The organism is Allobosea sp. OAE752, assembly GCF_050433265.1.
Taxonomy (GTDB): domain Bacteria; phylum Pseudomonadota; class Alphaproteobacteria; order Rhizobiales; family Beijerinckiaceae; genus Allobosea; species Allobosea spartocytisi.
In genome coordinates, this window is the sequence record NZ_JBNPXO010000005.1 from 344,034 (window position 1) to 364,207 (window position 20,174).

A 20,174-nucleotide genomic window follows, 5' to 3' on the forward strand; every position below is an offset into this window, starting at 1 on the left:
CGATGAGCGTTTCGGCTGCGCTTGCGGAGGCCTGGGCGTCGAACGACGTCTCGGGCGATCTGCTCTACACCCTCGAGATCGACCATATCTCCTTCGAGACGCCGCTGCGCTTCGTGCAGGGCACGCGGGTTCCTGAGGAATACGAGACGGTCTCTTTGCCGGTCGCCGGCAATCCGGCCGCCGTCTTCACCGTCGTCGACTTCTCCTGGCAGCGGCCGGGGCAGGAAGAAGGCGGCGTGACCAAGGCCCGCATCCGCATCGACAATGTCAGTCGCCAGATCCAGGAGGCGTTGAAGGCGGCGGTGTCGGCCGACACGCCCTTCAGCGTGATCTACCGGGAATATTCGTCGAAGGACCCGAACCATCCGGAGGTCTTCGACAGGCTGCGCATGCGCTCGGCCAATCTCACCGCTACCTCCGCCTCGGGCGAGCTCGGCTATGAGGAGATCGAGCTCAAGGGCTTCCCGGCACGGACATACAGCAGCGACCTCTATTCGGCGCTTTACGGGCAATAGCGATGATCGAACCGCGTTTCAGCGATGGCCTCCCGCCCGATGGTGCGGAGGGGCTTTTCCTTGCGTGCGATTCCGCCGGCGGCCTGTGGCTGCTGCGCTGGGAGCCGACACGCTCGGCCTTCGCGGCGCTTGGCTGGCCCTCGGCCGGCCACCCGGAACAGCGCCCGGTGCGGGATTATGCGGGGTGGCTAATCACCGGCCACCAGGCGATCGCCTGGACGCCGCCTGCGGCTCCCGAGGATGCCAGCTGGGCTGAAGTGGACCATGACGGCCCCGCCGCGCTGCCGGCGCCGGCGGCGTGATGGACGCGGCGGCCTTCGTGAACAGCGTCATCAGCCGGCCCTGGCGGGCCGACGGCCTGCATTGCTGGGAGCTGACGCGGCTGTGCCAGCGCGAGGTCTTCGGGCGCGATCTGCCGGCTGTGCTGGTGGCGCCCGAAAGCCTCCTCGCCAAGGTGCGGCTGATGCGCCGGCGCCATGATTTCGAGGGCTGGATCGTGACCGACCGGCCTTGCCATGGCGCGGTCTGCTTCCTCACCCGCAAGGGTCATGGCGATGCCGATGCCGCCTGCCATTCAGGCACCTGGCTCTCGCTCGATGGCCCGGGTTCCCTTCTCCATGTCGACCACCCGCAGGGCGTCGCCTTCGAAAGCCTCGCCGAGCTGAAGCTGCGCAACTGGTCCGAACCGAGCTTCCATATCCCGATCCGATGACGAACATCCTCTTCCAGCGTTGCGACGGAAAGCCGGCCGGCTCTCCGATCGAGCTTCCGCGCGCGCGCCGCCGGCTCTCGGCGCTCGTGCGGCGCCATGCCGACCACAGCCGCCCCCATATCGTCAGCGTCCATCGCCGCGGCGAACTGCCGGTTGTCACCGACATGTCCGTCAGGCTGCGCCGGCACTGGTCGCGCACGCTGGTCGGGCCGCGCGACATGGTCCTGATCACCTATCTGCCGCGCGGCGGTGGCGGCGCCTCGGGCTCGTCGCGCGGCGGCAAGGGCGCCTCGATCGGCCTGCTAGTTGCGACGATCGCGCTCGCGGCGGTCGGCCAGTTCTGGGCGATCGGCGCCATTGCGCCGCTGGTCGGCGGCAGCATGGCGGTCGCCGGCACGATCTGGGCCGGCGTCGCGGCAACCGCGCTGGCCGGTGGCGCCTATCTGATGTCGCGTGCGACGAAGTCGAAGGCCAACAAGTCGGATGACCGGCCGGTCTACGGCGTCAGCGGCGGCGGCAACCTGCCGCGCTTGGGCGATCGCATCCCCGTGATCTATGGCCGCTGCTGGACCTCGCCGGACCTCTCGCAGCCCGATTACACGGTCTATGTCGGCGACGACAGCCAGGAGCTCTACAAGCGCCTGACCATCGGCTGCGGCAAGTATCTGGTGAAGACCATCCGCGTCGCCGGGGCGGTGATGTGGACGCCGGAGGGTGGCATCACCCCGCCCTTCACCGGCTCGCAGATCGAGGTCATCAACCCCGGCACGGTCTCCGGCCTCGTTCCCGGGCAGGTCGCCAGCATCGCCGCCATCGGCAGCAACCAGCTTCCCTATGTCGACGATACGCCGAGCTTCGCCGGCCCCTTCAGCTTCGGGCCGGGCGCGCCGGCGCAGCGCGTCATCCAGATCGACTTTTCCCTGCCGGAGGGCTGCTTCGCCATCGTCAAGGGCGGCAAGTATGACGGCAAGCAATATGGCACGACCTGGGGCGTGCTGTTCGAATACGCGCCCTGCGATCTCGACGGCAATCCGATCGGCCCCTTCCAGACGCTCTGGACCGAGGGCGGCAGCAACGTGCTCTCGACGCGACCGATGCGCTTCACGCGCTTCGCCACCATCCCGGCGGAGGGGCAATACACCTACCGCGCGCGCAACATCGGCGCGCCGAAGGAAAGCCACCACGAGGCCGGCTTCATCGCGGAGGTGACCAACACGGTGAGATGGGAGGGCTTGCGCACCCATATTCCGCAAGCGGCGGTGCGTCCCGGCATCACCGAGCTGGCGATGAAGATCCATGCCGGGCCGGAGCTTGCCGTCACCTCCTTCGGCGATGTCGAGGTCGAGGTCTCGCGCATCCTGCCGGTCTGGGACGGAACGGGCTGGACCGAGCAGGAAACGCAAAGCGCGGCCTGGGCAGCGGTCGATGCCATGCGCGACGGGCTGCATGGCGGCGGCATCGCCGAGAGCGCGATCGAGCTTTCGACCTTCCGGCACTATGCGACGGCCGGAGCGCCCTTCAACACCTTCTCCGGCATTCTGCGCGGGCCGGTTTCGCTCTATGAGGCGCTCTCCACCATCCTCGGCGCCATGCGGGCCTCACCGCTGCGGCTGGGCCGTGCCTGGACGATGGTGCGAGACGAGCCGCAGGCGGTGCGCAAGCATGTCATCAGCCGCCGGCGCATCCTGAAGGATACGACCGGGATCGAGTTCAACCTCGACCTGTCGGATGGCTCTGCCGATATCGTCGTCGAATGGTACACGGACGGCGATCCGAAGCGCCTGCGCACGCATCGCGTCACCTTCGGCTCGCAGACGCCGAACCCGCGCCGCATGCAGGCTTTCGGCGCGACCTCAGCCGAGCATGCGATCCATCTCGCGACCTGGGCGGCGGCCATCGCCTATTACCGCCGGCAGAAGCGCAGCTTTACCATGGAATTCGCCGGGCGGATGCTGAAGCCGAACGACTCGGCGCTGGTCGATGCCTGGTTCTTCGACCCGCTCGAAAGCCCCGGCATCGTCGATGCGGAGATCGACCGCGAGGCCGGGCGCTTCGCGGTGATCGTCGACAGCGAGGTCAGGCTGCCGGAGGCGCCCTTCGCCTATCTGCGCGGGCGCGACGGGCTGGAATGGGGGCCGGTCGGCATCAGCCGCGACGGCGATTGGCTGCTGCTCAATGCCGAGGATGTCGAGCAGGCGGAATCCCTCACCGGCCTCGCGCTCGAGCAAGTGCTCAACACGCAAACGCAGAGCTTCACCGACCTCGTCATCGGCACCTTGCCGACGTTGCAGGAAGCCTGGCTGATCCGGTCGATCCAGTTCGACGGCGAGACGCGGGTCAATCTCGCGGCGGTGCAGGATGCGCCGGAGGTCTGGACGGCTCTGGCCGAGCCGATCGTGCCGCCGCCGCCTCCGCCCTCCTCCGGGCTCGAAAACGAGGCCTCGGCGACCCTCGCCTATGTGCAGGGCAAGGCGGTGCAACAGGGCGCCGCGGTCTATATGCGCTGGGCGGTCGGCCGCTCGCGCGCCGCCGCGAGCTACCAGGTGGTGATCAGCTATGACAACTGGCTGACCTCGGAGGCGGTCTATCTCGGCCCGTCGAGCTCCGGCAGCTATCCCCTGCGGGATGTCGACACCACGATCAGGATCCGGGCACGCGGCATCACCGCGGCGGGCGTCGCCGGCGCCTGGGTCGAGAACGCCTTTTCCTCGGTGAAGGCGGTCATCGATCTTAGCGGCGCCCTGAATGGCTCGCTCGCGATCCAGGCCTTCCTCGACAGCCTGCAGCCGCCGCAGCTCGTCGACGCACTGCCCGACCTGTTCGAATATGAGGGCTCGAAGGTCGTGGCGCTGATCCGGCCCGGCGAAAAGCCCCGCCTGTATTACCTCTCCGACGATCGCACCCAATGGTTGCCGCAGGCGGCCGAGGATTACGTCGCCGGCACGATCACCTCCATTGCCATCCAGGCCGGCGCCATCGTCACCCAGCATCTCGGGGCGCTGCAGGTGACTTCGGCGAAGATCGCGGCCGGAGCGATCACGGCCGACAAGATCGCGGCCAATTCGATCGTCGCCGGCAACATCGTCGCCGGCACCATCACGGCGGACCGGATCATCTCCGGCGGAGTCGGCTTCGGCGGGGCTTCGGCGACCGGCGCCGTCGACCTGCCCAACAGCGATTCGGATACGGCCTGGTACGACTATGCGACGGCCTCGCTCGCTCCTCAAAAGGACGGGCGGGCACTCTTCCTGTTCGATTATATCGGCTCGGCTGGCACGCGATATTCGAATGGCGTCCGAACTAACGCCTTCCGGATCGTGCGGCGCAAATTCGGTGTCGACACCGTCGTCTACGGCGAAACCCAGTTCAATACCGTCGGTTTCCGCTTCTTCCGCTGGTTCTTCGACCAGCCGGGGGCCGGCGCGGTCCAATACGTCTGCCAGCACCGCTTCGTCAGCCAAACCGGCTCCAATTCCGGCTTCACCTATGTCAGCCGCAGCGATTTCTTCCGGATCGACTGGTCCGGGACCGACACCTGACGCCGCCCTTCGGCCATCGCCTTTTCTTCACAGGACATTGCCATGACGAACACGATCGCGGTCTTTCAGATCTCGACGGAAGAGGACCTGCGCTTCCAGCTCGATTTCGTCGGGCTCGACCTGGCCGGTCGCGTGCTCAAGGTCAATGTGCGCGAGCGCGATTCCGGCCTGCTCAAGGTCTCGTTGGAGGCGCCGGCGAACCTGATGCTGGTGGGCACCGGCAACCTCACCGCCTTCTATGCCAAGGGGCTGATGGCGGCCTGGGCGCGCACCGAATACGAGGCGGATGTCATCGACGAAACCGGGGGCACCTTCACCCGGATCATGGCGGTGCGCTTCGTCTATGACGAGCCCGGCAAGCTGGTCTACGGCGTCAAGGGCAACCAGGCGACCGTGAAGTGGGGCGGCAACCAGGCCGTGGTCACCGCGATCGGAGGCGTGGGTCCGCCGGGGCCGGCCAACAACCTGACGATCGGCGATGTCGACACCCTCGAGACTGGCGAGCCTGCGACGGCCTCGATCACCGGAGCGGCTCCGAATCAACAGCTCAATCTCGGCCTGCCGAAGGGCGACAAGGGCGACAAGGGTTGGGCGCCGGTATTCGGTCTGGTCGCCGATGGCGAGCGCTTCGTCTTTGCCCTGGCCGGATGGTCCGGCGGCGAAGGCCCTCCGCCGCCAATCACCTCGGGCGGGCTGCCGGTCTATGTCGGCCCCGCCGGGTTCACGACGGCCATTGGCGACGCCTTCGATACGCGCGGGGAGACGGGCCTCAAGGGTGATCGCGGCGACAAGGGCTGGGCTCCGCTGCTCGTGGCCGTGCCGGATGGCGCACGGCGCGTGCTGCGCGTCGCCGATTGGCTCGGCGGCGAAGGCGGCAAGCCACCAGTTGGCGCTTATCTCGGCGACGGTGCGCTCGTCACGGACATTGCCGATGCCGTGGATTTCCGTGGCCCGCCGGGGTCGGTCGTTGCCCCCGGCAGCATCGATACCGCCGACCTGGCCGACGGCATCCTCTCCGCCGACACGGAAGGCCGCGGCAAGATGGCCGACGGCTTCCTTACGACCGATAAGGTTGAGGACAAGGCGATAACGCCCGAGAAGCAGGCAGATGTCGCGAGCGGCGTCTTCATCGGGCGAGCCTCGGCTGGCGCCGGCCCGCAGGAGACCATGACGCCCGCTCAAGCGCGCACCGTCATGCAAATCGACGGCTTCAATCGACCGCGCAGTCGCATCATCAATGGGGCTCTTAGGGCCAATCAACGCGGCACTGTTACGGCCAACACTAACGGGTCGTTTCCGTGCGATCGCTTTGCGCTGCTTCAAAGCGGCACTGGCGTCCTTAAAGCTACGCAGACTTCCGGCAAGACACCGGGGGGCTCAAGCGCCTACTTGTACGTCGAAGTGTTCACTGCGGCTCCTGCGCTGGCAGCTACTGACTATCATATCATTAGACATAGCATTGAGGGGCTTAATATACAGGATGCCTTTCTCGGTACTGCTCTAGCAAGGCCGATTATCATTTATTTTGTTGTTAATTCCAACATCGCGGGTACTTGGCCTATTTACTTGAGTAATGCCGATGGTACTCAAACGTATGTAGGCAGCTACACGGTAAATGCCGGCGAAGTAGGTAATAACGCGGCTAAATCAATTCTTGTTCCCGCGCGCACCGTTGGTACTTGGCTCATCGACAGCGGCGTCGGATTGATGTTAAATTTTGTATTCGGCGCCGGTAGTAATTGGGTCGGCGCGCTCGGTTGGCAGGCATCTAATAAGCTTACTGCGCCGGGGTTGGGGAACTTCATGGCTTCTGCTGCCAATAAAATGGCAATCATGGACATCGCTCTATATGTTGACACCGACGGAACCGGCGTCGTTCCTCCGTATGTCCTTCCGTCTATGCATAGCGATCTCCTTGAATGCATGCGGTTTTGCCGTATCGTACAAGAAAATCGCGACGCTTATTCAGGCAATCCGCTTTCGTACGATACTGTAAGTAAACCTATTTCCCCAATGATGCGCGCAGCCCCGTCCCTGTCTAATTTGGCTTATTCAGGCTACAACATTAATTCGTTTACTTATGACACGATAAGCATCTACGGGTATCGCGTAGTTGCACAATGCGGTAGCGCTGGTGGTTTCGGTTACGCTACGACGGTACTACTCAACGCGGAGTATTGATGATGCAAATCGTTTCTGCGGTGTTTACTTCCGACTATAAGTGCGCATCCGTTACAATGGACAGCGGAGAGGTGTGTTTCGTCGACACTACGCTTCCGCCAGATGAGCAGTTCCGCCGCATGTTGGCCGATTGGCTCGCCGCCGGCGGCGAGATCGCGCCATACCAGCCGCCGCTGATTGATCTGATCGCCTATGCCGCTGATCGACGGTGGCGAAACGAGGTTCGTGGCATCAGCGTCGCCGGCATCCCCGTCGCGACCGACGACCGCGCCAAGCTCATGATCACCGGCGCGCGCGTCGCGGCCATGGCAGATCCGAGCTGGTCAACGACCTGGCACGGGGCGGATGGCAACACTTATCCCGTCGACGCTGCGGCTATCATCGCGATCAGCGACCAGGTGCAGCAGCACGTCAACACAGGCTTCACGACCTTCGCCGCAGTCAAGGCTGAGATCGACGCCGGCACGATCACCACAACCGATCAGATCGACGTCGCATTCGGCGCCTGATCGCTCCCGCACCGCTTGCCTGTCCGCCCGCCTCTGGCGGGTTTTTTCATGCCCGGAGATCATCCATGACTGCGCAGAATTTCGCGCCAGCGCTTTCGCGCGCGCTGGTGCATGAGGGCGGCTTTTCCGATCACAAGGATGATCCGGGCGGCGCCACGATGAAGGGCGTGACGCAGCGCGTCTATGACGCCTGGCGCAAGCGCCGCGGCCTCGGTGCACCTGATCGAGGAGGCCGAGCTGCAGGCGATCTACCGCAAGCAGTATTGGGATGCGGTCAAGGGCGACCGCCTGCCCGCGGGCGTCGATTATGTCGTCTTTGACGGCGCGGTGAATTCCGGCCCGGCGCAGTCGGTGAAGTGGCTGCAGCGGGCGCTGGGGTCGGTCAAGGTCGACGGCGTCATCGGCGAAGCGACGCTGGCGGCGATCGAGGCCTATCCGGATCACGATAAGCTTGTCGCGCTGATGATCGGCCGGCGCCTCGCCTTCCTGCAGGCGCTGAAGACCTGGCGGGTTTTCGGCAGCGGCTGGTCGCGCCGCGTGGCGCAGGTCAAGCAGGTCGGGCAAGCCTGGGCGACGGGTTCGGTCGGGCCGCAGCCGGTGTTCTTCGCCGGCGGCAATGCCAAGGCGACGATCGACCAGGCGAAGCCGCTGCCGGCCAAAGCCGGCGCGGATGCCACGACCGGCGCGGGCGTCACCTCGGGCAGCCTCGGCGGCGTGCTCGAGGCGGCGCGCCAGCAGCTCGACCCGCTGGCCTCGACATCCACCGTCATCGGCTATGTCGTGACCGCGCTGGTTATCACCGGCGCGGTCCTGGCGATCGGCGGCTTCGTCTACCGCGCCTATGTCAGCCGCAAAGCCAAGGCGCGGGCGGATGCGCTCGATCTGCCTGAAGGCGTAGCCGCATGAGCGTCGCCATCGCTCTGCTTGGCGCCGTATGGCCCTACCTCGCCGCCGTCGGCGCTGCTCTTCTGGCGGTGCTCACGGCCTATGGCAAGGGCCGCTCCGACCAGAAGTCCAGGACCGAAACGAAGGATCTCCGCGATGCGAATGACATCCGCAAGCAGGGCGCGGATGCTCGCGCTGACGCTGCTGTTGACCCTGGCCGGCTGCGTGATGACGACGGGTGGAAACGCCACTAAGTCGGCGCTGTGCGATCAATTCCGGCCGATCCGCTGGGATGATGCGGACACGGATCAGACGATTGTCCAGGCGAAGCAGCACAACGCTGTAGGCAAGCGGCTCTGCGGATGGACGCCGGGGATATGATCGCGCGCGCCCGGCCTTCGGCCGGACCCTACAGCTCGAATCGTCTGTTCGAGTGGATCATGGCCGGGGGGCTGCTGCTCATGGCCTTCACGCTGGCGCTGCCGGGCGACTCGCTCGATCGAGGAACGCTACGGCTGCTGGCGGAGAACGGGGCCAGCGAGGAAGCCATGGCGGTGACGCTGGGCTGCATCGGCTCGATGCGTGCGGTCGCCCTCTTCGCCAATGGCAAGCTGCCCGTCTACGGGCCGCTGATGCGCTATGCCGGCTCCTTCGTCGGCGCCTTCGTCTGGATGATGCTCATGCTGCCGCTGGTCTACGACAGCCTGCTATCCGGCAAGGTGTCGATCTTCGTGCCGCTCCTAGGAATGCTGACACTCGGAGAGCTGATCTCCGTTTACCGGGCGGTGAGAGATGGCGGATTTCGCAGGCGCTGAGATTCTAAAACCCTTCCCGCTCCTGCAGCTCGCGGGCGGCGTCGTCGTCATCATCCTTGCGATCTTCATGACGCTGCGCGGCGCGAAGGATAACAAGAAGGATGGCCATCTCGCGCCGCAGGGACATGACCCTTTCGGCCTCGTTGTCCTGGCGAATTCGATCCTGGCGCAAGTCAGCATCATCGCCGAGGGCGTCCGGCGCATGGCCGCCCGGATGGACGATCTGCACGACGAGCAGATCAAGACCAACGCCCGCCTCGGCGAGATGACCGACCGACACGCCCGCGAGATGGATTCTCTGCGCGACACGATCGAACGGGTCGAGCGCAAGCCTCGGCCGGGTAGACGCAACTGAATCCGGCTGCGGCCGCTGATCGCCTCGCCCTTTTGTTTTGGGAACCGGAGCGGCGCTGTTTGCGTATCCGCCACAGCAGATGAAAACGACTTGGCCCCGTCAGCTCCGGCTGGCGGGGCCTTTTTTGTTATCGCCCGTCTCAACTATCCTTTTTTGATCGGCAAAGCGGCGTAGGCAGCCCCGACCTCAAATAAGTCTGGCTGTTCAGGATGCGACAGCACTCGCTTGGCCTCTTCATCAATCAACCCCTCCGTAATCCCACGCATGATGACATAGGGCTGCATGGCTGGCTGGGCGAACCGGAAACGATAGGCGCGGGGTTCGCCGCGCCGCTGAAGAACGGCGCCGCGGGCGTGGTCGATGAATGCCTGCAGATGGTTCTGGAAGTTTGCGATTTCGATTTGCCGGCCGAGAATTGCTGACAGGGGCTCCTTGACAGAGGTGGGGGTGAAAAACCCTCCATCATCGTCGGGCTTAGCCAAAGCACAGGCCGTCAACGCTTGCCGCAACAAATTTCCCGGCTGATTGCTCCTCGTCGCTGAGTGATATGCGTCCTTGAACGACCGCTCCGTCGCCGCGATCAGTGCGGTGATTGCCCCATCGACATGCTTCTCGGCGATATGAAGCTGTCCGCCATCTTCTATCGCCTGAAGGCAGGCATGTTTGCCCAAACCGTGCACATAAGCGGGTAGTCCCTTCGCCAAGTTGATGATCTTCCACGCTGCGTCACCGGCGATGGAGAAATCCAGCTGCTTCAAGCGCACATCTAGGACGTCACGCAACTCCTTGGTGTCCATTCTCGGCATCGGAATTTCCTCGGTGCAGCGCTGGATCGAGGCATGTTCCTTGATCAGATCCGAGACGTCGTCAGCGACGCCAACGATTATGAGGGTCACATTGACGCCGTCATCTGAAAGCGCCTTGATCGTGTTTGCAATGACATTCCTCGCGTCTGGGTCTCGGACTTCATTGAATTCATCAATGACGATCACAGGTATTTCGCTTTCCGAGAACCCCGACATCTCTCTGACAAAATCTGCGGGAGTTATCGACCCAGGGTATTGGTCAGCTACATTATAGATCGGGCCGTCATCGTCTCCCGGATGCCTAAATGACATGCTTCTGAATATATTTTTAAATAAACTTGTATAAGTATCTTCAGGATAAGCTTGAATTCGGATGTATTTTATCCGCCTTGTTTGGCTTGGAATCATGAATTGCACTATTCTGGCCAAGGATGTCTTGCCTACGCCCCTCTCCCCGTAGAGGATGACATGACGACCTCGCTCCGCAATGGCATCCATTATCCGCATCAGCTGTCCAGCCCGGCCAGCAAAAAGCTCGCGGGTTGTCACCGGCGTCGAAGGCGTGAACAGCTCATTTATTTCGAACCGTTTGACTTGGATCGCCTCATCGTCGAGCAACTTGCGGTTAGCCTTTGCCATAGGTTCGTCCCCCAACTTGAAGCAATCGATGGCATACTTATAGCAATCGAGTTGATAGTCAAACCTTTGCCTGGGCGGCGGTCGCTTGCCTGATGGCTTCCGGCCGACACACAGCCCCACCCGCACTGACCGATCTCTGCGCGCAAACGCGAGGTTCAGAGGCGACCGCGGCGAGTTGACGTGGGCGCCAGCGCTCTGCATTGAGCGCCTTCCCGATCGAAGCAGCGCGACCAACTCGATGGCATCTCAAGCGACCCGGCCCCTCGTCGAGCGTGATCTTGACACGGTTGAGGGCCGCGCCGCTCACATCAAAGCTGCCTTCAAGAACAGCGATCCGCGCGCCATCGCGAAGGCCGTTGGCGATGTCATCCTTGAGATCGGCGTGAAGGAGTTCGCGGCGCAGACCGGGCTCAGCCGGTCAGCGATCTACAAGGCCTTCGTCCGCGATGGCGGAAATCCTACCCTGACTACCCTGTTTAGGGCGCTCGACGTGATTGGCGTCGATTTCCGAGAAGACTTTGGCTAGCGGCGGCGCATCCCGGCCTGCGCGGCGCCGGGAGCCGCAAGGGAACGATTCGGCCAGCGGCCCGTTTGCGATTCGTTTCGTTGCGGAGTTGCGTTCGATGTGTGCGCGTCGGGTTCTGAGAGCCGGGCCGGGTGTCGACACCATGAAGGGACCGGTCACCCGGCGCCGGAAGCCCGAACGCGATCTGTTTTCCGATCCGATGCCCGAGCGCATCGAGCCATGCCTGGCTCTGCTGAAGGTCAGGGCGCCAGTCGGTCAGGAGTGGGCCTTCGAGGTGAAATGGGACGGCTATCGCCTGGCGGTCCACATCGTCGGCAAGCGGGTCCGGATCATCACGCGCGGTGGCCATGACTGGACGCCGCGCTTTCCGACGATCGGGCATGATGCGCTGAGCCTTGGTGTGGACAGCGCCATCCTCGACGGTGAGGCCGTGGTGCTCGACAAGCGCGGCGCTTCCGATTTCGGCGCTCTGCAAAAGGCTCTCGGCGGCCGCGGCGGCAAGCGCTTCGCCTCGGAAGCGATCTTTTATGCCTTCGACCTGCTTTATCTGAACGGCCATGACCTGCGTCCGATGCCGCTGAGCGAACGGCGCGGGATGCTGGAGGATCTCCTCCTGGCCGAGCCTCATGGCTCGATTCGGTTGAGCGAAGAAATCGACGCCGACGGCGCTCCATTCCTCAAGCTCGCCTGCGAGATGAAGCTTGAAGGCATCATCGCCAAGCGCCGCGATGCGCCCTATCGATCGGGACGGGGTGGCGATTGGCTGAAGATCAAATGCAGCCAGTCGGAGAGCTTCGTCATCGTCGGCTATGAACCGTCGACGATTGCCTTGGGCGGGATCGGCCGGCTGCTGCTCGCCGCGAGGCAGGGTGACCACCTAGTCTATGTCGGCGGCGTCGGCACCGGCTTCACCTTTGAAAGCGGTGCGGCGCTGCGCAAGGCGATGGACAAGCTCATTATTCCGCGCCCGGCCCTCGACATGACCGGCCGCAAACGCTCCTATCGCTGGCTCACGCCCGCGCTTGTCGCCGAGATCCAGTTCCGCGGCTGGACCGATGACGGCAAGCTCCGTCACGCCTCCTACAAGGGCCTGCGCGAAGAGGCCGACGAGGCGACGGTCTACGAGATGCCGACTGGCTAGAGCGGCGGCTCGCCTTCACCGGCTTCCTTCTCATGTGCTTCGGCGAGCAGTTCTCCGGCCGCGAAAAGTATAGCCCCTGTCGGCGCGATCTCCTGCTGCAGATGCCACTCGATCTTATCCCGCGTTTCGCCGGAGCGGTCCGCTATCAAGGCCACCCAATCCTGATCGGGGTAAGCCTTCTGCATGCGGAGCGCGAGTTGCCTTCCGTTGGAAATCGGTTCTTCGGGTTCCATGTGCGATCCTGTCCCCTCGGGCGATCCCTCTGACGCTTTGCCGGCCACGCTGATGGATTGCAGATAGGTCTCGACAGCATCCGCGATCGCCGCAATCTCGCGTTCTTCGTCGCTGTCGGTCGTGCAGCCCATCAATTCGTCGGCCCGCTCCAGCGCAGCGGCCAAATCCTGCTCATTGCGGATGACGAGGCGGGCCATGGCGCATCAACCGGCGCCTAATCCGATCGTTCCCTTCGGCGCTTATCGATCTGCTCATAGAACTCATGCGTATCGCCCCGGCTGATGAGGTTCTTCGAGCCGCAGCGGGAGCAGATATAGCGGAGGTAAATATCCGGGATCGGCGTTTCGGGCGGCAGGTCGCTCACGTCGATGCCGTTCTTGTTGTGCTTGCACTCGTTGCAGAAAATCTCGACACAGCGCAGGCCCAAGGCGAGGCGGCTACCAACGGTGGCGGGCGGAATTTCCCGGCCATCCTTGTCATAGGCGCGCCGCGGGTTGCGTTTCATAGCGCGCGGATCTGCTCCTCGAACTCCTCCGGGATGGCGCCATGGCGGGCGAGGACATCGATCGATGCGACTTCGCCGGTCTCGTCATCCGCGACGACATGCACGACGGCGACGCCTTCGGCCGTGCGCCCCAGGCGTTCCCCTTCATCGAGCGCGTGATGCTTCGTTTTCGCCGGCACGCGCTGGCTCGGAATGAGCTTCTTTCGGTATGTCTTGAAGGGCTGGAGAAAGAAGGTGTCGACGTTCATGGCTTGACTCCCCGGGGCTGTTTGTTCTCATAATGTTCTCATACACGAGGACGCAAGCCATGTCAGCCCAGCCGGCCGACCAACATGTCGAAGACACCACGCTGGACGCGGAAATTACGGGCATTGTTTCCATGCTGATGGAGGAGCACGGCACCGAAGCCGCGGCCCTACGCGCGTTGGCTCATGACTTCATCATCCTGCTGGCCGATGCCGACCGCTCGACTTCGCGAGGCTATCTGCGTGGGCTGTTTTCGCAGGGAGCGCGGCCAGTCCGCGAGACCGAATGAGCCATGAAGCCTCCGAACGACCTCACCGAGCTGCGGGATTTTCCGTGGATCCTCGTGCGCCTTCGCTGCCACTTCTGCCAGCGCAAGGGCGACGCCCGCCTCGCGGTCCTGTCCTGGCACTATGGAGCGGGCGCGACACTCGCTCAGATCGTCGCCATCTTCATGTCGCGCTGCCCATGGGACCCGCACAACCCGGCCCGAAAGCCGCAGAAATACGGCATGAAGTGCGGAGCCTACTGTCCCGATATCGGCCGGACCTCACCGCCCGATCTGCCACCGAGCATGACCGGGCTCACCCTGATCGAAGGAGGGAAGGATGCCCAGCTTCCATCTGAGCAACCCGGAAAGCCGAACCGCCGCCGCATTGGAGGCGACTAGGAGCGTCTATCTGCAGATTGAAGGCGCGAGCCCAGAGGAAACCAGCCGTGGCCTCGCGGCCGCGCAGGCGGTTTTCGAGAGGGCAGGCGTCACCGCCGGCAAGGCGTATTGGGCGATCTGCGAGCTTGAGAGAGCCGATGACCTGGGATGGGTGGATAAGGTGCCGTCCGAGGCGATCGAGTACATGCATGTCTGGGAGGAGGCCGAGCGCGCTGCGATTGAGGCCTGTTGCGCCGGATGGCAGTCCAATCGGCCGGAGCGCTATGTCCTCCACCTGTTTCCAAAGGCGGAAGCTGCGGTAAGCTGAGGCCGGGAGGCCTCATGTGCAATCTCTACAGCCATACCCGCAACGTCGAGGCGATACGGAAGCTGTTCGCCAAGTTCGACAGCGGCGGCGTCAACATGCCGCCGCAGCCCGGCATCTATCCCGATTATGCGGCACCGATCGTGCGCAATGAAGACGGCGGCCCACGGCTGGCAATGACGCGCTGGGGCATGCCGTCGTCGAAGAAGGCCTTGCTCGAAGCTGCGAAGAAGCGAGCCGACAAGCTGCGGGCGAAGAACAAGGAAGTCGACTTCGACTGGCTCCTGCGGATGGAGCCGGACGGCGGCACGACCAACGTCCGCAACACCTCGAGCTCGCACTGGAAGCGCTGGCTGGGCGTGGAGAACCGATGCCTGGTCCCGTTCAACTCCTTCGCAGAGCCAGGCCCCGGCGGGAACCACTGGTTCGCCTTCGGAGAAGAGCGGCCCACGGCGTTCTTCGCAGGCATCTGGTGTCCCCAATGGACCAGCGTCAGGAAGATCAAGACCGGCGAAGAGACGATCGACCTTTACGCCTTCCTGACGACCGAGCCGAACGCCGAGGTCGGTGCGATCCACCCCAAGGCGATGCCGGTGATCCTGACCACTCCCGAGGAATGTGAGGTCTGGATGACGGCGCCATGGGAACAGGCCAGGGCGCTGCAACGCCCGCTCCCAAATGGGTCGCTCGACATCGTAGCGCGCGGCGTCAAGCAGGATGGCCCAAGCGAGGAGCTGTTCCCCGCGGTCGCCCCGCCTCGGCAAGGCGACCTGTTCTGATGGGCCACTGGGAGCAGATCGGTCGCGACAACGCTGAGGCGCGGGCGCGGCGGTCAGCGTGGCCATGGTGGCGGCGCTCGCTATTAAAGCACGCCGAGGCCGCACTCATCGCAGCGGCGTGGGTTGCTGCCGGCGCCGCTGCGACGCTCTTGTTCCTCAATCGGTGATGGGGAACGCGGCGGTTATGCGAGAGCGGGTTGGCACCGCTTCCCAACCTGACGTTATATTGCGCAACCGCATTAAAAAATCGTCTTTAGGACCTTTTCGGTTCCATCGACTAAGTCGCTGATTTCTTCCTTCGTGGGCTCCCGTCCTTTAGCGTGATCGCATATATTCCTAATGTCGGCCAAGTGCTGAACAAAGCGCCACTGAGGGACCGTTGTCACGGTTTCATCTCGAAGCAGCTGGTTTAGATCCGAGATACCTGGATTCTTCTTCTTCACGGCAATGGATCGCTGCTCACAGACCTGCAGCAGATGTTTCTCGATTATGACGCCGCTGATCGCGCCCGCCGCTCGGAGGTAGCCGGCTTTCGCAAGCGCACGCGCACTTTCAATCTCCGAATCGAAAAGGTCGGCCTGTAGAACGTGCTTCAAGTCTAAAAGGACCGATCCAAGGGTAGCCTTAGCGGCATTGAGTATGTGGCGCTGTTGAGTGAACTCCGGGATTGCGGCCTTGCCATCAGCAATAACCTCATACCCCCCGCCGCGGGTGATCTGCAGGCCCTGCAAATAGTCCCTGATCATGTAATTTTGAAAGTCGATCTGCTTTCTTGGCTTCTGATATTCGAAATAGGATCGAAAATCCGACAGGCGGTCAGGAAGAACCTGCTTTATAACGGCCTGCGCTTCAGAATACCAAGCTTGATATTCTTTTTTGAAGTCCGGAAGCTTAGCAATAAACTCTTCGCCCTTCTCTTTGCCAAGCTTCGAATAAATCTCGTCTTTTTGCTTCTGACCGTAACAGTCAAGGTGCATGGCGATATTGAGCTGCGAACCTTGCTTTATGAGTCGGTCTAACTCTTCGGCGAATTTCTTCGTTCTTTCAGACATGGCGCCCCCTACGACGAGGCTAGCGGTATCACTCGTTCACTCGCGGTCAAGGGCTCTCTGTTGGTCTCCGTGCTAGATGCGCCGTGCCCGAACCCGATAGCTGAACCCGATTTGTTCTGTGTGGGAGGCGGGTATGAGTCCCCTCCCGCTACTTACCCCCCCCAACGGCGATCTGACGGGCAGCGGAACCACCCTCCCCGCGCCCATGATATGCCCACGATTGGCGTGAACCTTCACGGAACGTGACGGGAACGCGCGCAAGCGAAAGCGCCGATAAATACTGGGCTGGCGGAATTGGCGCCTCGTTTACACCGAGAATGTCGGCGGTTCGAGCCCGTCACCGCCCACCATCGCTTGAATCACCACGTCCGGTAAACTCTTCGGCTCACGCCGCGTGCGGCGCGGATGTTCTCCCCACGCCCGAGTTGCGCGCCCGATTGCCGGCACGGTTTTCGGACCGTCGCGACCGGCCTTCACAGCATTGTTTTCGATTCGTGTGTTGAACGGCCCGGCCCTACGGGCAAAACCCTGTCGCGTTCAACGGAAATGGATACCGCACATCATGGGATCACTCGATAGCGCTCGCCCCTATGCGCTGACGGCCTTCAGGATCGCGCTCGGCCTCGTCGTCTTCTCATTCGGGACGGCGAAAATCCTGCCCCTGCACCCAGGCAACTTCACCCCTCCCGTCGGCTCCCTGCCCTGGATCGCCGGATCGATCGAGCTGATCGCGGGCTTTCTCTTTCTCGTCGGCTTCCAGACACGCGCCGCCGCGTTCGTGCTCTCCGGCCTGATGGCGGCCGCCTATTTCATCGCGCATTTCCCCAAGAGCTTCTTCCCGACCGAGAACGGCGGCTTCGCCGCCGCCGTCTTCAGTTTCGCCTTCCTGTATTTCGTGACGGCCGGCGGCGGCTATCTGAGCCTCGACCGGGCCTTGCGGACGAAGACGGCCTGACAGGCCGCCCACTAACGAACCGCCAAGCGTGCTTCAACGAAACAAGCGTGCTTCAAACGAAAAAGGCCGCCGGACCTCTCGGTCCGGCGGCCTCTCATGTCAGGCGATGCCTTCGCTCAGTGAGCGACGACGCCCGCCGCATCGTCCTCGGTGCCCTTGGGGGGGACGGCATTGACGTCCTCCTCCCAGACGATCGGAACCGGCTGGCGGGTCAGCGCATGCTGGAGCACCTGCTCCATGCGCGAGACCGGGACGATCTCCATGCCGTCCTTCACGGACTTCGGCAGGTCGATCAGGTCCTTGGCGTTCTCCTCGGGGATCAGCACCTTCTTGATGCCGCCCCGCAGAGCCGCCAGCAGCTTCTCCTTCAGCCCGCCGATCGGCAGCACCCTGCCCCGCAGCGTGATCTCGCCGGTCATGGCGACGTCGCGGTTGGTCGGGATGCCGGTCAGGATCGAAACGATGGCGGTGGCCATCGCGATGCCGGCCGATGGCCCGTCCTTCGGGGTCGCCCCCTCCGGAACGTGGACGTGGATGTCGCGCCGGTCGAAGAGCGGCGGCTCGATGCCGAAATCGACGGCCCGCGAGCGGACATAGGACGCCGCCGCCGAGATCGATTCCTTCATCACGTCGCGCAGGTTGCCGGTGACGGTCATGCGGCCCTTGCCGGGCACCATGACGCCCTCGATCGTCAGCAATTCGCCGCCGACCTCGGTCCAGGCCAGACCGGTGACGACACCGACCTGATTCTCCGTCTCCGCCATGCCGTAGCGATAGCGCGGCGGGCCGAGATATTCCTCGAGCAGCGGCTCGTCGACGACCACCTTCGCCTTCTTGCCGAGCACGATGTCCTTCACGCCCTTGCGGACCGTGTTGGAGATTTCGCGCTCGAGGTTACGGACACCGGCCTCGCGGGTGTAACGCCGCACCAGGGTCTGCAGGGCCTCGTCGGTGATCGACCACTCCTTGCCGTCGAGCCCGTGCTTCTTGATCGCGTTGGCGATCAGGTGCTTGCGCGCGATCTCGGTCTTCTCTTCCTCGGTGTAGCCGGCGATGCGGATCACCTCCATGCGGTCCAGCAGGGCCGGCGGAATGTTCAGCGTGTTCGCCGTCGTCACGAACATCACGTTCGACAGGTCGTAATCGACCTCGAGGTAATGGTCGTTGAAGGTCGAGTTCTGCTCGGGGTCGAGCACCTCCAGCAGGGCCGCCGAGGGATCGCCACGGAAGTCCTGGCCCATCTTGTCGATCTCGTCGAGCAGGATGAGCGGGTTCGAGGTCTTGGCCTTCTTCATCGACTGGATGATCTTGCCGGGCATCGAGCCGATATAGGTGCGGCGGTGACCGCGGATCTCGGCCTCGTCACGCACGCCGCCGAGCGACATGCGCACGAACTCGCGCCCCGTCGCCTTGGCGATCGACTTGCCGAGCGAGGTCTTGCCGACGCCGGGAGGGCCGACGAGGCACAGGATCGGGCCGGCGAGCTTGTTGGCGCGCTGCTGCACGGCGAGATACTCGACGATGCGGTCCTTGACCTTGTCGAGGCCGAAGTGATCGTCGTCCAGCACGAGCTGGGCGGCGTTCAGATCCTTCTTGATCTTCGAGCGCTTGCCCCACGGGATGCCGAGCATCCAGTCGAGATAGTTGCGCACGACGGTCGCCTCCGCGGACATCGGCGACATCTGGCGCAGCTTCTTCAACTCGGCCGTGGCCTTGTCGCGGGCTTCCTTGGTCAGCTTGGTGCGGGCGATGCGCTCTTCCAGCTCGGCCAGCTCGTCACGGCCTTCCTCGCCGTCACCCAGCTCCTTCTGGATCGCCTTCATCTGCTCGTTGAGGTAGTACTCGCGCTGGGTCTTCTCCATCTGGCGCTTGACGCGCGAGCGGATGCGCTTCTCGACCTGAAGCACGGACATCTCGCTCTCCATGAGCGACAGGACCTTCTCCAGACGATGGGCGACGTTGGTGATCTCCAGCACGGCCTGCCGGTCGGCGATCTTGACCGCGAGATGCGAGGCGACCGTGTCGGCGAGCTTGGCAGGCTCGTCGATCTGCGAGACGGCGGCGACGATCTCGCCCGAGATCTTCTTGTTGAGCTTCACATAGCTCTCGAACTCCGAGACGACCGAGCGGGCCAGCGCCTCGATCTCGACCTTCTTGCCCTCTTCCTCGGCAAGGCCCGTGGCCTCGGCCTCGTAGAAGGACTCGGCTGCCGAATAGGAGGAGGCCTTGGCGCGGCCGACACCCTCGACCAGCACCTTCACGGTGGAGTCGGGCAGCTTCAGAAGCTGCAGCACGCGGGCGAGCGTGCCGATCTCATAGATCTCGTTGGGCTGCGGGTCATCGTCGCCGGCATTCTTCTGGGTCGCCAGCAGGATGAGCCCGTCCGTCTTCACGACTTCCTCGAGCGCGCGGATGGACTTCTCGCGGCCGACGAAGAGCGGGACGATCATATGGGGGAAAACGACGATATCGCGCAGGGGCAGGACCGGGTAGGTGCCGGTCTCGCCAGAGACGAAGGGAGCGCGGGGCGTCGACGTCATTGACTTATCCTTTGCAGTTGCGCCCGGCGAACCCCCGAGATGGGCGGAACGATCGGACGTTTGCGGCCAGGGGACCATTCGCCCTTCCGCCCTCGCGCATCGCACCCTCATCAGGCATGCGACTCTCGCAAGTGCACTTAAAGTGGAGACTTCCTTTCTGGCTTTCAAGCGAGGCAGCCGGTCTATGCACTGCTGTCCTGCCTGTCGGACATACGAAGAAATCCCTGCCGTTCGGCTTTGAGTTCAGCGTCTCAATTTTCAACCGGCCC

At 63.4% G+C, this 20,174-nt stretch carries 22 protein-coding genes and 1 pseudogene; 17 read left to right on the forward strand and 6 right to left on the reverse strand.

What is annotated here, in order from left to right; translation table 11 throughout:
- Positions 1 to 2: 2 nt before the first annotated feature.
- The 11 genes and pseudogenes from GGC47_RS15795 (at position 3) to GGC47_RS15845 (ending at position 9,511) form a co-directional block, all read left to right on the forward strand.
- Positions 3 to 515: a DUF1833 family protein gene (locus GGC47_RS15795; protein ID WP_429068499.1), complete on the forward strand. Its 513-nt coding sequence runs from the start codon at positions 3 to 5 to the stop codon at positions 513 to 515.
- Between the two features lie 2 nt (positions 516 to 517).
- A complete protein-coding gene (locus tag GGC47_RS15800; protein ID WP_429068500.1) occupies positions 518 to 817 on the forward strand; it encodes a hypothetical protein in 300 nt (99 codons plus the stop codon).
- Between the two features lie 17 nt (positions 818 to 834).
- Entirely contained in the window at positions 835 to 1,227 is a 393-nt protein-coding gene (locus tag GGC47_RS15805; protein ID WP_429068501.1) for a hypothetical protein, read from the forward strand.
- The gene (locus GGC47_RS15810) at positions 1,224 to 4,766 is read left to right on the forward strand and encodes a host specificity factor TipJ family phage tail protein (RefSeq protein WP_429068502.1); all 3,543 of its coding nucleotides are present in this window, start codon (positions 1,224 to 1,226) and stop codon (positions 4,764 to 4,766) included. The genes GGC47_RS15805 and GGC47_RS15810 overlap by 4 nt, the downstream gene beginning before the upstream one ends.
- Before the next feature lie 42 nt (positions 4,767 to 4,808).
- A complete protein-coding gene (locus GGC47_RS15815) occupies positions 4,809 to 6,947 on the forward strand; it encodes a hypothetical protein (RefSeq protein ID WP_429068503.1) in 2,139 nt (712 codons plus the stop codon).
- Positions 6,947 to 7,456 (forward strand): DUF4376 domain-containing protein, encoded by a 510-nt coding sequence (locus tag GGC47_RS15820; protein ID WP_429068504.1) that lies wholly within the window; start codon positions 6,947 to 6,949, stop codon positions 7,454 to 7,456. The genes GGC47_RS15815 and GGC47_RS15820 overlap by 1 nt, the downstream gene beginning before the upstream one ends.
- Before the next feature lie 158 nt (positions 7,457 to 7,614).
- A pseudogene (locus GGC47_RS15825) lies at positions 7,615 to 7,735 on the forward strand (glycosyl hydrolase 108 family protein); the annotation flags it as partial.
- A gap of 72 nt (positions 7,736 to 7,807) precedes the next feature.
- Positions 7,808 to 8,362: a putative peptidoglycan-binding domain-containing protein gene (locus tag GGC47_RS15830; RefSeq protein WP_429068535.1), complete on the forward strand. Its 555-nt coding sequence runs from the start codon at positions 7,808 to 7,810 to the stop codon at positions 8,360 to 8,362.
- Positions 8,359 to 8,595, forward strand: coding sequence for a hypothetical protein (locus tag GGC47_RS15835; RefSeq protein WP_429068505.1), 237 nt, complete (start codon positions 8,359 to 8,361; stop codon positions 8,593 to 8,595). Before GGC47_RS15830 ends, GGC47_RS15835 begins: the two co-directional genes overlap by 4 nt.
- 123 nt (positions 8,596 to 8,718) lie before the next feature.
- Complete coding sequence (locus GGC47_RS15840; RefSeq protein ID WP_429068506.1) at positions 8,719 to 9,156, forward strand: hypothetical protein; 438 nt, start codon at positions 8,719 to 8,721, stop codon at positions 9,154 to 9,156.
- On the forward strand, positions 9,134 to 9,511 hold the full coding sequence (locus GGC47_RS15845; protein WP_429068507.1) for a hypothetical protein: 378 nt from the start codon (positions 9,134 to 9,136) through the stop codon (positions 9,509 to 9,511). Before GGC47_RS15840 ends, GGC47_RS15845 begins: the two co-directional genes overlap by 23 nt.
- A 143-nt stretch (positions 9,512 to 9,654) precedes the next feature.
- Here GGC47_RS15845 and GGC47_RS15850 read toward each other — a convergent pair whose 3' ends face one another.
- Entirely contained in the window at positions 9,655 to 10,956 is a 1,302-nt protein-coding gene (locus tag GGC47_RS15850; protein ID WP_429068508.1) for an nSTAND1 domain-containing NTPase, read from the reverse strand.
- Positions 10,957 to 11,194: 238 nt separating this feature from the next.
- Between GGC47_RS15850 and GGC47_RS15855 the strand changes: the two genes are divergently transcribed.
- Both GGC47_RS15855 and ligD read left to right on the forward strand, forming a co-directional pair.
- The gene (locus tag GGC47_RS15855) at positions 11,195 to 11,482 is read left to right on the forward strand and encodes a helix-turn-helix domain-containing transcriptional regulator (protein WP_429068509.1); all 288 of its coding nucleotides are present in this window, start codon (positions 11,195 to 11,197) and stop codon (positions 11,480 to 11,482) included.
- Between the two features lie 97 nt (positions 11,483 to 11,579).
- Positions 11,580 to 12,623, forward strand: coding sequence for a non-homologous end-joining DNA ligase (gene ligD, locus GGC47_RS15860; protein ID WP_429068510.1), 1,044 nt, complete (start codon positions 11,580 to 11,582; stop codon positions 12,621 to 12,623).
- Here the strand turns inward: ligD and GGC47_RS15865 are convergent.
- Genes GGC47_RS15865 through GGC47_RS15875 form a run of 3 tightly spaced genes read right to left on the reverse strand, consistent with a single transcriptional unit; the run spans position 12,620 to position 13,610 of the window.
- On the reverse strand, positions 12,620 to 13,054 hold the full coding sequence (locus GGC47_RS15865; protein ID WP_429068511.1) for a hypothetical protein: 435 nt from the start codon (positions 13,052 to 13,054) through the stop codon (positions 12,620 to 12,622). The genes ligD and GGC47_RS15865 overlap by 4 nt on opposite strands.
- Before the next feature lie 17 nt (positions 13,055 to 13,071).
- Positions 13,072 to 13,362, reverse strand: a complete 291-nt coding sequence (locus tag GGC47_RS15870) for a hypothetical protein (RefSeq protein WP_051988460.1) — start codon at positions 13,360 to 13,362, stop codon at positions 13,072 to 13,074.
- Positions 13,359 to 13,610 (reverse strand): hypothetical protein, encoded by a 252-nt coding sequence (locus tag GGC47_RS15875; RefSeq protein WP_429068512.1) that lies wholly within the window; start codon positions 13,608 to 13,610, stop codon positions 13,359 to 13,361. Before GGC47_RS15875 ends, GGC47_RS15870 begins: the two co-directional genes overlap by 4 nt.
- 59 nt (positions 13,611 to 13,669) lie before the next feature.
- On the opposite strand from GGC47_RS15875, the gene GGC47_RS15880 reads away from it, so the two are divergent.
- From GGC47_RS15880 to GGC47_RS15890, 3 genes are all read left to right on the forward strand, one after another.
- Positions 13,670 to 13,897 (forward strand): hypothetical protein, encoded by a 228-nt coding sequence (locus GGC47_RS15880; protein ID WP_133564036.1) that lies wholly within the window; start codon positions 13,670 to 13,672, stop codon positions 13,895 to 13,897.
- A gap of 316 nt (positions 13,898 to 14,213) precedes the next feature.
- Positions 14,214 to 14,582 (forward strand): hypothetical protein, encoded by a 369-nt coding sequence (locus GGC47_RS15885; protein ID WP_429068513.1) that lies wholly within the window; start codon positions 14,214 to 14,216, stop codon positions 14,580 to 14,582.
- A gap of 14 nt (positions 14,583 to 14,596) precedes the next feature.
- Entirely contained in the window at positions 14,597 to 15,358 is a 762-nt protein-coding gene (locus GGC47_RS15890) for an SOS response-associated peptidase (protein ID WP_429068514.1), read from the forward strand.
- Between the two features lie 239 nt (positions 15,359 to 15,597).
- Here GGC47_RS15890 and GGC47_RS15895 read toward each other — a convergent pair whose 3' ends face one another.
- On the reverse strand, positions 15,598 to 16,410 hold the full coding sequence (locus GGC47_RS15895; protein WP_429068515.1) for a hypothetical protein: 813 nt from the start codon (positions 16,408 to 16,410) through the stop codon (positions 15,598 to 15,600).
- Positions 16,411 to 16,969: 559 nt separating this feature from the next.
- Between GGC47_RS15895 and GGC47_RS15900 the strand changes: the two genes are divergently transcribed.
- Positions 16,970 to 17,365: a DoxX family protein gene (locus tag GGC47_RS15900; RefSeq protein ID WP_142021064.1), complete on the forward strand. Its 396-nt coding sequence runs from the start codon at positions 16,970 to 16,972 to the stop codon at positions 17,363 to 17,365.
- A 116-nt stretch (positions 17,366 to 17,481) separates the two neighbouring features.
- On the opposite strand, the gene lon is transcribed toward GGC47_RS15900, so the two are convergent.
- On the reverse strand, positions 17,482 to 19,905 hold the full coding sequence (gene lon, locus GGC47_RS15905) for an endopeptidase La (RefSeq protein ID WP_038367944.1): 2,424 nt from the start codon (positions 19,903 to 19,905) through the stop codon (positions 17,482 to 17,484).
- Positions 19,906 to 20,174 lie beyond the last annotated feature (269 nt).